We start from the raw sequence: 15,177 nt of genomic DNA on the forward strand, positions 1-15,177 counted from the left end.
AATAATAACAACATATAGCCTTAAGATATATCGTTTTATAGCAGTTTAAAATATAAATATATCGTTTAGCTACTTGAAATTTTAAAATAAGTCCTTAGATATATAACAGATATATTTCTTAGGGGGAAATTAATGGATATAAATAAGTTTACGATAAAGTTACAAGAAGCTCTTGCTGAAGCTCAGTCCTATGCTTTCCAACAAAAAGCAACTGAGTTTACATCAGCTCACATGCTAAAAGCTCTCTTAGAGCAAAATGATAGTGTTGCAACAGCAATATTAAGTGTTTGTGGAGTTAATACACAGAACTTTATAAAAGCTGTAAATGATATGATTGATGGGGTGGCTGTACTATCAGGAGAGGCTAATCCACAAGTATCACCATCTAGGGATCTAATAGCCACTTTACATAAAATGCAAGATCTAGCAAATAAAAACGGTGATGAGTTTATATCAAGTGAGATCTTTTTATTAGCATCGCTAGAAGATAAAAGTTTAACAGGATTATATAGTAAATTTAATATTACAAAAGAAAAGCTTACAAAAGCAGTCAATGATTATCGCGGAGGGGAAAAAGTGAGTAGTCAAAATCAAGAAGATATGAAAGGCGCATTAGACAAATACACTGTAGATCTAACAGATCTAGCTAAAAAAGGTAAAATTGATCCTATTATCGGTAGAGATAGTGAGATTCGTAGAACTATACAAGTGTTACAACGTAGAACAAAAAATAATCCAGTACTTATTGGTGAGCCTGGTGTTGGTAAAACTGCGATCGTTGAAGGTCTAGCTCAAAGAATAATAAATAATGAAGTTCCAGAAGGTATCAAAGGTAAAAAAGTCTTATCTCTAGATATGGGAGCATTATTAGCAGGAGCAAAATTTAGAGGTGATTTTGAGGAGCGTTTAAAATCAGTGCTAAAAGAGTTAGCAAAGCAAGATGGTAATGTGATCTTATTTATAGATGAGCTACATACTATGGTTGGTGCAGGTAAAGCAGAAGGGTCTATGGATGCTGGTAATATGCTTAAGCCTGCTCTAGCAAGAGGCGAGCTAAAGTGTGTTGGTGCAACAACTCTGGATGAATATCGTGAGTATGTAGAGAAAGATCCTGCTCTTGAAAGAAGATTCCAGAAAGTATTAGTTGATGAGCCCACAGTTGAAGATACTATCGCTATACTTAGAGGTCTAAAGGAAAGATATGAGCTACATCATGGTGTAAATATCACAGACTCAGCTATTGTAAGTGCTGCAACACTATCACATAGATATATAACCGATAGACAACTACCAGATAAGGCAATAGATCTAGTCGATGAGGCTGCTAGCCAGATCCGTATGGAAATAGACTCTAAACCAGAAAAAATGGAGAGTCTATATCGAAGAATCATCCAGTTAAAAATGCAACGTGAGCAACTAAAAAAAGAAAAGGATGAGGCTACGAAAAAACGTTTAGAGATTCTTGAAGAAGAAATTAAAGGCTTAGAATCTGAGTATAAAGGCTTCGAGGAGCTTTGGAAAGCTGAGAAACTTAAAATGCAAGGCACAAGTAAGCTAAAAGAAGAGCTTGAGAAAGCTAAGTTTGAGCTGGAAAAATATCAAAGAGCTGGCGACTTAAGTAGAATGGCTGAACTACAATACGGTAAGATACCAGAACTTGAAGCTCAAATTAAACAAATTGAAAATACTGAAGCAGAACCTTCTGAGAACAAGCTTGTTAGGACATCTGTTACAGAGAATGAGATAGCTGATGTAGTCTCAAAAGCTACTGGAATACCTGTATCTAAAATGATGGAAGGAGAAAAAGAGAAGCTCCTAAATATGGAAAGCTTCTTACATAAAAGAGTAATTGGTCAGGATCAAGCTATAAAAGCAGTATCTAATGCTGTTAGAAGATCTCGCTCAGGCTTATCAGATCCGAATAGGCCAATAGGCTCATTTATGTTCTTAGGCCCAACAGGTGTAGGTAAAACTGAGCTTACAAAAGCATTAGCAGAATTCTTATTTGATGATGAAGATGCAATGCTTAGAGTAGATATGTCTGAGTTTATGGAGAAACATTCTGTAGCTAGACTAATCGGAGCTCCTCCAGGATATGTTGGCTATGAGCAAGGTGGCTACTTGACTGAACATGTTAGAAGAAAGCCTTATTCTGTAATCTTGCTAGATGAGGTTGAAAAAGCTCATGCTGATGTATTTAACATATTGCTACAAGTGTTGGATGATGGTCGTTTAACTGATGGTCAAGGTAGAACAGTAGACTTTAAAAACACTGTAATAGTTATGACTTCAAATCTAGGTTCACACAGAATACAAGAAATGCAAGGACAAGATTATGACACTGTCAAAGATGCTGTAATGGAAATGGTACTTAGCCACTTCAGACCAGAATTTGTAAATAGGGTTGATGATGCTATTGTATTTGAACCTCTAAATAAAGAAATGATAACTGAGATCGCTAAGATACAAATTAAACGTTTAGAAAAACGCTTAACTGATCTAAGTATTGGATTAGAAGTAACCACAAAGGCTATGGATAAAATAGCTGATGCTGGTTTTGACCCTGTATTTGGTGCTAGACCACTTAAGCGAGCTATTCAAAATGGCTTAGAAAATCCTTTAGCACTTAAGTTACTAGATGGTGAGTTTAAAGCTGAAGATCGAATAATTGTTGATGTAGATACTGATAATAATATAGTTTTCTCTAAATAACCCTTTGTTCTAAATTAATTTACAGAAAATTTCTAACAAATAACTGTTATTATATTGCTTATATTAAGCTTTATTTAGAAACAATATCATGGAAAATTCTCTTTCTAATATTAAAATCATGTTACTTGGCTCCGGTGAGCTTGGTAAAGAGTTTATAATAGCAGCTCAAAGGCTTGGTTTATATACTATAGCTGTTGATCGTTATGATAACGCTCCTGCTATGCAAGTAGCTCACGAAAGTTGCGTAATAAATATGCTCAATGACTATGAGTTAGAAAAATTGATACTCGAGAAAACTCCTACACATATCGTCCCAGAGATAGAGGCTATAAACACAGACACTTTGATAAGATTAGAGAACCAGGGTTTTAACATTATCCCATGTGCAAAAGCTACTAAACTAACTATGGATCGCCAAGGTATAAGAGCTCTAGCAGCACAAGAGCTTAATTTACCAACATCAAAATTTGCCTTTGCGAATTCTGAAGAAGAATATCTAGATGCTGTTAGTAATATTGGTCTTCCATATGTTATTAAGCCTGTGATGAGCTCATCAGGTAAAGGACAGTCTATTGTTAAATATTCTAAAGATATTAAAAAAGCTTGGGACTATGCCCAAAGTGGCTCACGAGGTCATGCTAACGGTGTAATTGTTGAGCAATTTATAGACTTTGACTATGAAATCACACTTTTAACTGTGCGACACAAAGATGGTACTTCTTTTTGTGATCCTATTGGCCATATCCAGAAAGATGGTGACTATCGTTTCTCTTGGCAGCCTCATACCATGTCTGAGAAAGCCTCAGAGAAATCACAACAAATAGCCAAGAAAATAACAGATGGCTTAGGTGGCTATGGTATCTTTGGCGTTGAGATGTTTATAAAAGGTGATGAGGTATTCTTTAATGAACTCTCTCCTCGCCCTCATGATACAGGTATGGTTACATTAATATCACAGAATATAAATGAATTTCAGCTACACCTACGTGCAATACTTGGATTACCTATACCTCAGATAAAAACATTACAACCATCTGCTTCGGCTGCAATACTTCTTGAAGGAGAATCTAGTAATCCAACTATTGAGGGTATTGATAAGGCTTTAGAGCTCGAAAATGTTGATATCCATATTTTTGGAAAAAAAGAAATACATGGCAAACGTAGAATGGGCGTTGTTTTAGCAAAAGGGAAAACTATAGATAAAACGCTAGATACAACCAAAGATGCTTTAAAACATATCTATCTAGCAAAATAATTTACAGTTTTCTCACTAAATTCACTCCATCACCTATAGAGATGATACAAGCCTCTACTCTATCATCATTATGAATTAATTCATTAAGCTTACGAATAGCAACTGTACTTGATTCGTTATCTGAGCTATCTGCAACTCTGCCTGACCAAAGGACATTATCTATAGCAATAATCCCACCAGAATTCATTAAAGTTAAGGTTTTCTCATAATAGTTTATATAGTTTTCTTTATCAGCATCAATATAGGCAAAATCAAATCTCTTGCCTAGTTTTATAAACTTATCTAAAGTCTCTAATGCTGGAGCTATATTTAAATTAATCTTGCCATCAACACCTGCTTCTTGCCAAAAGTGTTTATATGGCTCTATATATTCATAACTAATATCACAAGCCTCTATCTTCCCCTCAGAAGGTAAGGCTTGAGCCATAACTAAAGTAGAGAATCCACGAAAAACACCTATCTCTAGAATGCTTTTGACATTACTCATTTTTATAAGCATGTTAATCAATTGAAGTTGATTTGGTGAACTAAGCATATTACTAAATTCATCATTTTTTGCTTTATCAAAAAGCTTCGTTGCAACTCTATCTAACTTTACAGAATTATCATCGATATACTGGTTAAGGTTAGAGTTATTAAATAAAGATTTAATTGACATTATCTGATTCTCAATAAACATACATATCAAACACTATAAATCATTGATGCTAAGAAAAAAAGTTATCACAGTATATTTCCCTCTCAACAATAGCAACGCATTTAATTAATCTCAACACCACTAGTTATAAGTATTTCTAATACTAAGAGAGTTCTTCATAAAGCGAATAATATTTACCTTTGGTTTATCTGTGCTATAATTTGTGGGTTTTCTTCAAAAGTATTAAGTAAAAAACGAAAGGATTTAGTAAAATGCCATTTGTAGTTACTGAAAATTGCATCAAATGTAAATATGGTGATTGTGTCGAAGTTTGTCCTGTAGATTGTTTCTATGAAGGTCCAAACATGCTTGTGATTAATCCAGATGAATGTATCGATTGTGCTCTATGTGAACCAGAGTGTCCAGTTGAAGCTATCAAATCTAGCGATGATTTAACAGAAAGTGAAGAGCAAATGCTTGATCTAAACAGAGAGCTTGCTAACACTTGGCCAAATATAGTCGAGAAGTGTGATCCATGTGAGGACGCTGATAACTGGGCTTCTGTACCTGATAAATTAAAATATTTAGAAAAATAACATTTATTTTATCGAGCATCTCCTCCCGTTGTGCTTATCATCATATTAGAAAATTCATACTTTAAATTTTGATTAGATAAGATATGAATCTGGATTATTATTTTTCTACTATGAAAATTTATAGAGTTATCCACTAGATGAATACTATTTAAAAGCTATCACTCTCGCATGCAAAATTATTAGTATAGATAATATTAACAATAGCACTATATATCTATTTACAAACCAACCTACATTTACCCATTCAGAGAAAATAAGCCCAAATAAAAACATTATAAAACCTAAGATTAATACCATATTAAATTTATGATACCTATTTTTTCTTATATATTTAGTAAGCAAATGAAAAAATAAAAAAGTATGATACCAAACAACATTAACCATAAGTACTTCCTTAAGAAGAAAGACATTTTCAAAAGCTAATATGAATACTATATTTAAAAATACTGCAAAGCTGGAACAAGAGAATATAAAATCAAAATGTTTACTATTTAGATAAGATGATATTAGTATTATTGATACAAACAACACTATATAAATAAGCCCTTGAGAAAAGAAAAAGAAGTTAAAATATATTTTATTACTAAGTGATACATACTGTAAAAGATATTGTTGAGTAAGACCATTTATAACACCACAAATTAATAAATATAAAAATAATCTTATTATAAAATATTCTTTAAGAATATTTATTAAGTATACAAAAAGTCTGATTGAAAGATTTTTATAGCTGATTTTCCTTGATTTTTCCCCACTTGTAACATAAGAGTAAAGCATTAGTAGTATAATTAGAAAAGGTGATGTATTGTATAGTATTTCTTCACCATCAATATAGTTATAAGATAACAACACTGCTATTAGCAACATCACCAATTTTAACAAAGGAAAAAAACTACAAAATAATCCTGCAACAAAAATTTTATTTTTTACTCTTAATATAAGTTTATATAAAAGCATAAAGATATTTGTATATAACATTGATAAACATATAACAATAAATAGTATCTTCAATACAGAATCAGTATAAAAATATAGCGCGTATATAAAGTAGGCAAAAAAACCAATAAGAAAATTTACTTTTATTACGATATCTAAATTTCTATGAGAAAAAAAACACAATATTGATGATATTAAAATCAAAACTGGTAATAATGCGCCTACCAAATAGAAAAACCTAAAACATATACAACTATTTGGAAAAACTAAAGGTTGATAATCCATTATTTCAGGAATCATACTTAATATAATTTCCAACGCAATTACGATAAATATTAAAATAATGTTTTTAAAGTGGTAGCTTAACATTAACAATTATCCCATGAGGATCATAATGATTACTTATATCAATATAACCATCATGATTAGTAATAACCTCTTGGGCAATTGTCAACCCAAGACCATTACCTTTTTTCATGCTATCAATCTGATAAAAAGGCCTAAATATATTTTTAATATCTGTTTCTTTTATTCCCACTCCATAGTCTTTAATCTTTATATTTACAAAACAATCAGACTTAATAATACTTACTAGTACCTTATCACTGTATTTCTTTGAGTTTGAAATCAAATTCTCAAAAGCTCTATATAAAGACAGTTTTCTACCCTTTAAATAAACATCATCTTTTAGATCTATAGTTATATTATTGTATTCTTGTATTATCTTCTCTAATAAGGATGTAATATTTATAGTCTCTACTTTTTCGCATTCAAACATATCATTCTTTGCTTCTAACAATATTTGGTTACATAAGGATTCTAGCAAACCAATATCTTCTAAGTTATCTTTATTCTCTGTAGGATTCAGATCATACCTAAGTTTTAAACGTGCTATTGGAGATTTAAGGTCATGAGTAATCATAGATAGAGCTTTCGTTCTCACATCTAATGCTCTAAATAGTTTTTGTTGTATAAAATTTATTGAATTAGCAAAGCGTCCTAAAAAGCTAACTCCATTTACTCTAACGTCTTTCTTCACTAACGACTTTCCAAGTTCATATACACTATCTTCTAATTTTCTTGCAGGAATGACAACTTTTAACAAAAACCAACATAATATAATTATCATAGCAATAAATATAGTAGTCATTAAATTAGCAAGTAATAATTCCTTTCCTTTAGGTAAAGATGGCTTACTAATATAATTTATCCACCCTAATTTAGTACTTAATATAGAAATACAGCTTGCTACATGAAAACTAAAATTTTTATTATCACTACTATATTTATAGAGATCTTTCTGATTTAAATGTATCCCACATATAGGCTTTTTTGAAAAATATGCTTGAACAACATTAAACTTAAAGTCAAAAAACATTTTGTTTCCTATGATATCTCCTTGATAATTAAAGAGTAATTTGATCATACTGATATTCTTTTGATAATTGCTAATCATCTCCTTGTTAAGGTTTTTAGCAACAACATTATCAGATATAGCATATGCTGCTATAGTAACTTGTCCGATAAGCAAAATTAATACTAACAATAACAATAATTTGAAAATCTTATTTTTTAATATTAATCTTAATGTCGACTTCATTGAGTACTCCTAAACAAACTGAATAAAATAGCTTAGTCAAAACTCCTTTAAAATTTGCTTATCACTTTCAGAATATACTACTTTAGATAATTCATTAAAAGTATTTACTATAACTCAAAATATAAATTGTCCTTTAATTTTGACCGAGCTCATTTCTTAATATTTGTATTCTATTTATAAAATGCTCTAATATTTGGTTAGCTTTGTTAGTGTTAACATTTTGATATATTTTAGAAAAAATATTTAACTGCTCTTTAAGTGGAAGACTTAAGTTCTTCTCTAAATTATTACAGCGTTGTTTGATAAAGACTATAGTATTATAAAACTCTTCGACGTTATTACTAGTTGCTAAATAAGACCTAAAAAATGCTCCCTGAGATCTTGAGGTTGTTGTTATCCTACGAGAACTAATATTTGCTCGAAAAGTATGAGCTGCTCTCAATAAGAAGTTATTACCACTACTAGGATTAAACCTAGATTTAGATGATAGTAAATTAATAAAACCAACTAAACTTCTCGTTTTTAGAACTTGTGAAAGCTTAGTTATATCAAATTTGGTATTATCTTTACTCAATGTATCCCATTTTTCAACTATATAATCATGATCAACTTTCCCAAAAAAATGCTCTATCTCATTTCCTTTTTGAAAACTAGCCATTCCATAGTTATATATATGAAAATCATCTTCCATAAGTAAATAAACAAAAATCATAATAGATATTAGGCCTTTTGTATTTAGCCTCTCTTGATTTGTCATTTTTCCATACTCTTTAAAATCCTTTAAACCTTTAGAACAAATCCCTATTATTTCACTATCTTTAATAACAAGTCTTGATTCTGAAGCCCTCTCACCAATCAAATAACGCCATATCTGCGCATAAATCACCTCAGCAAGGCCATCATCAACTTTCTTGTGATAACCTTTAGAAGAAAGATTAAAGGGCTTCATAAAAAAGAAAGTATTATTTCGATCATAAATTTTAACCTCTTTAGCAGATGTCTTAAGGACTTTAATCGGCCCTAATCCAAGTTCACTTTCATTATAGGTAAAAAAACTCTTACCACTAATCTGATTATTTGTGAACAACCTAATAATATGACTTTGATTTCTATTAATAGACTCATAAGCATTTTTTACATAAGTTCTAAGTGAGCTAGTTGTATTATTACCTCTAATTAGTATTTCTGCTTCTTTTTTGACATGAGTTATATTCACTGGCTTAAGATCACTCTTATATGCAATATTTATTAACTGATCTAAAATACTAGGAGACTGTTTTATATAATTTTCCAAAAATCTATCTAAGTCATCAAATTGTGCAAAAATATGCAACCACTTTAAGAGTATCTCAGCTCTTTTTATACCAGACTTACCATGATGATGAAATAATTGTAAGTCGAAGAGCTTAGCTTTATTTTGATTATATATATATGAATCAATGGCTTGTTTGATAACATCTTCATTAAAGCTTATAGAATCCTCTAACATTTTACACATCCTTATAGCTTTTAATTTATATAGCTAATAACCTATAAGTACATTACAAAAGTAACTTAAATGTTTCTCAGATGTAAAATATTGTAATAATAAGTTAAGAAAATAAGTAAATAGTTAGGGCTAATTATAATATTAACCTTATATGTTATATGCTTATAAGAAACAACACCTTATCAAGTATTAAATGGTATCTTTATTTACCAAGCATCACTATTTCCATTAAATCTTATCAGATATTCAGGATACCTTTTTGGATCATCTTTTAATGCATATAATTCTATTTCATAAGCTTTCTTTATAGACCTAGTTAAATCTGTTCTTGTAACGTTTTGTTTAAGTGCGGATATACCTAGGTATTTTCTAACCGGATCATCTTTCGCCAACTTGCTTAATCCAGATGCTAACACCTCAGCAGTTTTTGAGGAGAATGAAATTGATCTGCTAGGAGCACATAACAGGTGTAAATATATTAAGAAATCCATACGTTCAAATATAGATAAACTCTTAAACTTATCCATAAAAAGATTTTTAATTCTATCTTTTTCAGAAGGAACTCCAGGTCTTGATTTTACATCTTTTCCTCTAGAAAGAACAATTCGAAGAATAACTAGCTGAATGCTATAAATGGTATCTCTTTCTTTTATAATAGGATAAAAATTATTATTTTGTTTATCAACTGCTACCACCCTTTGAAAACCTTTTATATTACGATGTATTATTTCCTCAAACTGCTTTGCTAAAAGAACTTCATCAATACTTAAATCCATACCAAAATAATTAGAAAAAGATTTATTTTTAAAAGGACATTGTCCATTTATTCTCATATAAGTTTTTTTCACTATTTGGATACTTTCTAAAACTACATCACATATACTATTTACTGATGATGAGTTAATCTTATTTATATAATAACAAGCATAGTATGATAAATAACTTTTTAAGTCCGGTATTCGAATATAGTAGTCTATATAATTTTTATCGATAATCTTATGGCACCCAAATCCTCTATACTCATGGGGAAATAATATATTAACAGGAGAGTTTTTAGCAAAATCCCTAAATGCAGCCCCACCATCTATTTTTGCAACTTTCATGTCATCATCATATAGTGCAATATTACTCGAATGAAGACTATAATCACCAAAGAACGCTACTGATTGTAATATACACATAGCTAGAGAAGCTTTAATAGTTTCTTTATTTACCGGCCTTTCTGCTAGTTCTCCCTCCACAAATTTGCGATAAATACCTCTATTTGTTATTTCTTTGACATTATCTCTTTCTTTACCATTACTTTTTGCTGTTCCTAAATATTTAAAAAGCTCTTTAAATTTTGGTAGTATAAATATACATAAAGCTAATATTTTCACTCCCGCAACTTCAACTATAATGCCTTCAGCTCCTGAAATATAAGGCTTTTCAATATTCAAATAATCATTTAACTTAAGTTGAGTTGTTAATGCTCCGTGAAAAATTTCACAAAACATTTCATTAGAGTTCTTAGGTACTTTGATATAGTATTTATTACCTTTAAGATCTATATATAAGCCAGGAAGAAGATTTGCATTACCTCGCATATTCCTTCCTCCTATATTTTGTTTTTCCCCTTTTCTTTTATATAAAAATCTTGACTCTATTGCTTTTGCTTCATCTTGATCTGTTTGTAGGCAGATATATTCTCCATCTAACCTTAGATCTCCATACTGATAATTGATTTCAATTTTAAGCTTATACTCTTTTATCATTACTTATACTCTTATTTTAATTATATTAACTATTATTTTTATCAGCTAAGTCATATAACTCTTTTTAGAATAGTCTCAAGCTTCCTTAGGCTTTATAGCAATCAAGTACATATAATATAGAATAGATACAAACCAATAATTTGTAGAATAATATTTACACTTCCACTTATAAGCTCTACAAATATTTTAATTTTATATTTCAAACATACTTTAAAGATGTAACTTAAATATTTCTTATTTGTATATAATTGTAGACTAAAAGTAATGTAGTCAACGAATAAAGTTTTGAGCTAAAATTATAAACGAATAATTAGTAGCTATCTAATAGCTAAGCAAAAACTCAACATAGAATTCATAATATAAATAGTCTTTTTGAAAGCTTTCTAGTAGATATGAATTATAGCTTTAAAAAAAGCTTTGTGTTGAAAACTTATCTCTTGCTTACTAATAATAAATCTCTCCGTTATAAGCCAGATCTCCTGATATTTCAGAATGTTTTAAAACCTCTAAAAAGATAATTCTTTCCCTGCATTTCTAAAAAAATAATATGATTTATAAGCTCTAAAAGTAATTTTTGTAATTTATAAATTTATTTTCCTATCGGCAGATCGCTTCAAAAAGTGTATAATAGTGGAGATAAAATTATACCTTAAATTTTGGTATCGTAGTTATATAAGACTATTTTTTAGAATAAAAAAACATGGAGACTATTTAATGAAATCTTTTCTTAAAAAGATTTGGAACGCCTTAATGTGGATTAGAATGACGGCCTTTCAACTTTACTCTTTTGCAGTAATCGGTGGCTGTAGCATTCTTATAAATATTTTTACTTTTTTCAAACTTCCTATCTCATGGAGAATGGCTGTATGCTATGTATGGACTTATCTTTATTGGATAGGTATGTTAGTATTTCTACAAGTCTATATCCGTGTCACAGGTAGAGTTAATATAGACAAAGACTACCCTTGTATCTACGTTTCAAAGCACCAATCAATGTTAGAAACTTTTATGTTTTATGGTTTGGTTGGTAAATGTCACTTTATTATGAAACAAGAGCTATTTGAGGCGCCAATATTTGGCCCTGCAATGAAAAACTTAGGTAGTATTGCAATTGATAGAGAGAAACCAAGAGAGTCGCTAAAAAAAGTTGTTACAGATGGAAAACAAAGCCTAGCTGATGGCATAAATGTTGTAATATTCCCCGAAGGAACTAGAGTCGGCGTCGGCGAATACCCAGAATTTCAGCGTTCTGCAATGAAGCTAGCAACAGATGCAAATGTTTTTATCATACCTGTGGCACATAATTTTGGAAAATTTTTCCCTAAAAAATGGGGACAAGTTATTAAACCAGGTATTGCTAGAATGGACTTTGGTAAAAGGATTGATCCACATGAGTTTAACTCTAAGGAACTTACAAGCTACTGCCACAAAGTAATAACTGAAAAAACAAAAGAGTTTAAAGGTTAAGGAAAAAAGATGAAGAAATTTATTCATCTACTATTAGTAGCAAGAATGCATATATTTAAAATATATGCCAATGTTGTACTAGCTTTCTGCTGTACTTTAATGAATATAGTTGGTGTATTAGGGGCTTCTCTAAGGGTCCGACTTTTTGTATGTTGGCTATGGTCTTGTTTATATAGGTTAGGTGTCTTTATCCTTTTACAAATCTATGTAAAAATAGAAGGTAAGGAGAATATCCCAGACTACCCATGTATTTATGTTTCAAAACATCAGTCAATGTTAGAAACTTTTGTTTTTTATGGTTTAATTCCTAAAAGCTGTTTTGTAATGAAACAAGAGCTTCTAGATAAACCAGTTTTTGGTAAAGCTAACCACTTTGCTGAAGCAATAGGTATAGATAGATCTAAAGGTCTTTCAGCTATCAAAAAAGTATTAGAAGATGGCAAAGATAGAGTTAAGAATAAAGGGCTTAGCATTATAATATTTCCAGAAGGTACAAGAGTACCTGTTGGCGAGTATCCTAAGTTCCACCGCTCAGCGATGAAGCTAGCTACAGTCACAGATATACCTATAATCCCTGTAGCTCATAACTTTGGTGTTTTCTTTGGGCGTAAGAAAGGTGACTTTATAAAGCCAGGTATCGCAAGAATGTCTTTTGAAAAAGCTATAGATCCAAAACAGTACTCTGTGGCTGAACTAACTGACCTGTGCTATGACATTATAAATGATAAAACAAAGTCATTTGGTGGCTAAATCATTCAAGCAAAAAACTTGTAATAATCGGGTTATGATCAGATATTTTTTGACAGTCTAAGGCACATGCTTTTTCTAGCTTTAAACCTCGATATAAAACAAAATCTAAATGATTATTCTGAAAAGATTTAATTAACTCAGCTTCTTCAAGAAAAGCTACCTTAAAGTTAAACTCTCGGCAAAAATCTTTTATAAACTTAACTCTTTTTCTATTCCAAGAATTAAAATCTCCTGCAATAATTATCGGATACTTATATTTTGTTGGATTTATTACTTCTTTTATCTTCTCAAACTCATACTCATAGACTTTATTACTTTTAAAATTTATTGCATGAATATTTACTATAATAACCTTAGTATCATCAATATTAAAGTGCGTAATTAACGATGCTTTATGGGTATTTATAACAGACTCTCTATGCGTGGTAAGTATTCTGACATTTTTTATCACAGGGTAGTGACTAACTGTTGCCACACCATAATTATGGTAACGCAGAACAATATTCGAAGCGAAGTTGATATCAAACTTATCGATAGGGAATCTTGTTTCATGATGATGGACTGCTTCTTGTAAACAAAAAATATCTATATCATGCTCAGCATAAACTTGATTGATATATGAGTTAAATGTTTGAGAGTCTTTATAATCTATCTTATATGTATTCCAACTCATTAAGCAAAATCTTCTAGAGTAATTGCTCTGTGTTTCTCGATTAAACATTTAGTATTCTTATCTTTATAGTTATCTCTTTATTATATATAAAATTATTAGTAGAGCCTAAATTACTTAGAATTTGTAGCAAAAAACCTTAACACTATATACCCTGTAAGTCCTGATAATATCGATCCAATAATCACGCCTATTTTTATTGAATTTAATAGGTGGCTATCATTAAAAGCTAAAGTTCCTATAAATAAGCTCATTGTAAAACCTATTCCACAGAGTATACTAACACCATATAGCTGTACGTTTGAGAAAGACTCTCCTAACTTAAAAATCTTTAACTTCTTAAAAAGAGCTAATATAGAAAAAATACCAATTTGCTTACCTACAAACAAACCTAATATTATTCCTAAAGTTAGCGGTTTAAAAATGATTGAAAAGCTAATCCCAGAGAAGTTTATACCGGCATTAGCAAAGGCAAAAATAGGCAGTATAAAATAAATAACCCACGAATGAAGAGACTCCTCCATAAACTTAGCAGGCGATTCTGGATCACCATCTCGATAAGGAATACATAGAGCAGTAACAAAGCCCGCTAAGGTTGCATGAACTCCTGATTTAATTGTACAAAACCATGCTAAGAAGCCCAAAACAATGTATATTGAAGATCTATTAACTTTTAAAACAAGGCTACAAAAAATCATCATTAGGAGAAATACCGATCCTAATACTAAAGAAACCAAAGATAAAGATTTTGAATAGAAAAAAGCAATTATAACTATTGCAGCAATATCATCAAAAATCGCTATCGTAATAACTAGTAGTTTTAACTTTGGCGATACTCTTGATCCAAGTAATGCTAGTATCCCAAGCGTAAAAGCTATATCTGTAGCTGATGGAATTGCCCAACCATCGAGAAGTTTGTGATTATTAAAATTTATCAACAAATAGATTAAACTTGGTAATATCAACCCTGCAAAAGCTGCTATAGCGGGTGTTATTATGCTAGATGGTCGAGATAATACTCCAGTAATTACCTCTCTTTTAATTTCTAAGCCAATATACAGAAAGTATATAGCCATTAAGCCATCATTTATCCAGTGTGTGAGGTTTTTATCTATTACTAAGTTTTCAATTCCTAGCTTAACATTAACAGTATCTAACATTCCATAATATAAAGATAGCGGCGAGTTATTAACCAAAATAGCAAGAATAGCAGCTGAAAATAAAATTACTCCACCAACTAGTTCTTGATTGTTAGAATTGACACCCATATATCCCAACTACTTTATATACCTTATCTTTTTATTATCTAAT

At 30.6% G+C, this 15,177-nt stretch carries 12 protein-coding genes; 5 read left to right on the forward strand and 7 right to left on the reverse strand.

Features of this window, described 5'->3' with window-relative positions; all coding sequences use genetic code 11:
* Positions 1-132: 132 nt before the first annotated feature.
* Complete coding sequence (gene clpB / locus FIP56_RS09970) at positions 133-2,712, forward strand: ATP-dependent chaperone ClpB (protein ID WP_192578751.1); 2,580 nt, start codon at positions 133-135, stop codon at positions 2,710-2,712.
* An 88-nt stretch (positions 2,713-2,800) separates the two neighbouring features.
* Positions 2,801-3,967: a formate-dependent phosphoribosylglycinamide formyltransferase gene (purT, locus tag FIP56_RS09975; protein ID WP_192578752.1), complete on the forward strand. Its 1,167-nt coding sequence runs from the start codon at positions 2,801-2,803 to the stop codon at positions 3,965-3,967.
* A gap of 1 nt (position 3,968) precedes the next feature.
* Here the strand turns inward: purT and FIP56_RS09980 are convergent, their stop codons facing one another.
* A complete protein-coding gene (locus tag FIP56_RS09980; RefSeq protein WP_192578753.1) occupies positions 3,969-4,625 on the reverse strand; it encodes a class I SAM-dependent methyltransferase in 657 nt (218 codons plus the stop codon).
* Between the two features lie 251 nt (positions 4,626-4,876).
* Between FIP56_RS09980 and fdxA the strand changes: the two genes are divergently transcribed.
* Entirely contained in the window at positions 4,877-5,200 is a 324-nt protein-coding gene (gene fdxA / locus FIP56_RS09985; RefSeq protein ID WP_150467841.1) for a ferredoxin FdxA, read from the forward strand.
* A gap of 144 nt (positions 5,201-5,344) precedes the next feature.
* On the opposite strand, the gene FIP56_RS09990 is transcribed toward fdxA, so the two are convergent.
* The 4 genes from FIP56_RS09990 to FIP56_RS10005 form a co-directional block, all read right to left on the reverse strand.
* Positions 5,345-6,505 carry a hypothetical protein gene (locus tag FIP56_RS09990; RefSeq protein ID WP_192578754.1) on the reverse strand — a complete coding sequence of 387 codons (1,161 nt, stop codon included), beginning with the start codon at positions 6,503-6,505 and terminating at the stop codon, positions 5,345-5,347.
* Positions 6,486-7,736 (reverse strand): HAMP domain-containing sensor histidine kinase, encoded by a 1,251-nt coding sequence (locus tag FIP56_RS09995; protein WP_192578755.1) that lies wholly within the window; start codon positions 7,734-7,736, stop codon positions 6,486-6,488. Before FIP56_RS09995 ends, FIP56_RS09990 begins: the two co-directional genes overlap by 20 nt.
* 133 nt (positions 7,737-7,869) lie before the next feature.
* Positions 7,870-9,225 (reverse strand): hypothetical protein, encoded by a 1,356-nt coding sequence (locus FIP56_RS10000; RefSeq protein ID WP_192578756.1) that lies wholly within the window; start codon positions 9,223-9,225, stop codon positions 7,870-7,872.
* Positions 9,226-9,431: 206 nt separating this feature from the next.
* Positions 9,432-10,979 (reverse strand): hypothetical protein, encoded by a 1,548-nt coding sequence (locus FIP56_RS10005; RefSeq protein WP_192578757.1) that lies wholly within the window; start codon positions 10,977-10,979, stop codon positions 9,432-9,434.
* Positions 10,980-11,693: 714 nt separating this feature from the next.
* Here FIP56_RS10005 and FIP56_RS10010 point away from each other — a divergent pair.
* Both FIP56_RS10010 and FIP56_RS10015 read left to right on the forward strand, forming a co-directional pair.
* Complete coding sequence (locus tag FIP56_RS10010) at positions 11,694-12,446, forward strand: lysophospholipid acyltransferase family protein (protein WP_192578758.1); 753 nt, start codon at positions 11,694-11,696, stop codon at positions 12,444-12,446.
* A gap of 9 nt (positions 12,447-12,455) precedes the next feature.
* Positions 12,456-13,196, forward strand: coding sequence for a lysophospholipid acyltransferase family protein (locus FIP56_RS10015; RefSeq protein ID WP_192578759.1), 741 nt, complete (start codon positions 12,456-12,458; stop codon positions 13,194-13,196).
* Position 13,197: 1 nt separating this feature from the next.
* On the opposite strand, the gene FIP56_RS10020 is transcribed toward FIP56_RS10015, so the two are convergent.
* Both FIP56_RS10020 and nhaA read right to left on the reverse strand, forming a co-directional pair.
* Positions 13,198-13,917, reverse strand: coding sequence for an endonuclease/exonuclease/phosphatase family protein (locus tag FIP56_RS10020; protein ID WP_192578760.1), 720 nt, complete (start codon positions 13,915-13,917; stop codon positions 13,198-13,200).
* Between the two features lie 62 nt (positions 13,918-13,979).
* The gene (nhaA, locus tag FIP56_RS10025) at positions 13,980-15,134 is read right to left on the reverse strand and encodes a Na+/H+ antiporter NhaA (RefSeq protein WP_192578761.1); all 1,155 of its coding nucleotides are present in this window, start codon (positions 15,132-15,134) and stop codon (positions 13,980-13,982) included.
* Between the last annotated feature and the right edge of the window lie 43 nt (positions 15,135-15,177).

The sequence above is a fragment of the Francisella sp. LA112445 genome (assembly GCF_012224145.1).
Lineage (GTDB): Bacteria > Pseudomonadota > Gammaproteobacteria > Francisellales > Francisellaceae > Francisella.